Origin of the sequence: Methylorubrum zatmanii (genome assembly GCF_014845115.1) — a bacterium.
GTDB lineage: Bacteria > Pseudomonadota > Alphaproteobacteria > Rhizobiales > Beijerinckiaceae > Methylobacterium > Methylobacterium zatmanii.
Map to the genome: position 1 here is coordinate 1 of NZ_NKUI01000343.1, position 922 is coordinate 922.

The following is a 922-nucleotide window of genomic DNA, read 5'->3' on the forward strand; positions in this document are numbered from 1 at the left end:
GCGCCCCGGCGCCCCAGGCCCCGCAATACCGCCCGGCCCAGGGCAATCTCGACGCCCAGGGCCGCTCGCTGCCGCCGCGGATGATGGAAGACGACCAGCTGGAAATTCCGGCCTTCCTCCGTCGCCAAGCCAATTGAGTGTGGACGGACGGGGGCCTTCCGGCCCCCGTCAGCCATCACTGGAGCATTTCAGCCACAGACCCGAGGCCGCGAGGTCTCGGGTTTAACTGCTTGTTAAGCCACTGATTACAAACTCGATTTCAGAGAACGTGGCGAAACCGTGGCTGTAACAGAACGTAAGAATCCGTGATTTGGCCGCCCTGTTGGCCGCAGCTATACACGCTGCCGGAACGACAGAAGGCGTGAATGGCCATCAGGCCGGCAGCGCCCGCAGAGGCTTCAAGCAGCGGACGGACTTCCCCATTCCGCGCTCCTGAAACCGGGGCGCGCCGGAAGGATCCTGGCCGAGGGCTAAGGTATGCGGACGAACCAACAGACAACACTCAAAACGTCCGTGACCCTCACCGGAATCGGAGTTCACTCCGGCAACCCGGCAGAGATCACGATCCACCCCGCCGCCGCCAACCACGGCATTGCTTTTCTCAGGACGGGCACGACCACCGGCAACGACCGGCTCATCAAGGCCCATTTCGCCTGCGTCTCCGCCACCGAACTCTGCACCGTCATCGGTGATGTCGAGACCGGCGCCGTCGCCACCGTCGAGCACCTGATGTCGGCCCTCTACGGCCTGGGTGTGGACAACGCCCTGATCGAGATCGACGGCCCGGAAATGCCGATCCTCGACGGCAGCGCCCATCCCTTCGTCCAGGCCATCGACAGCGTCGGCCTCGCCGCCTGCGGCGCGCCGCGCCGCTGGATCAAGGTGCTGCAGACCGTCCGCATCGAGACCGGCCGCGCCTTCG

The 922-nt window shown here is 65.3% G+C and carries 2 protein-coding genes; both read left to right on the forward strand.

Annotated elements, in window-relative coordinates; all coding sequences use genetic code 11:
• A partial coding sequence (locus MZTS_RS24570) for a hypothetical protein (protein ID WP_192285937.1) occupies positions 1-137 on the forward strand: 137 nt, incomplete at its 5' end.
• 340 nt (positions 138-477) lie between these two features.
• The coding region (locus MZTS_RS24575; protein WP_192285938.1) for a UDP-3-O-acyl-N-acetylglucosamine deacetylase at positions 478-922 on the forward strand (445 nt) is incomplete at its 3' end.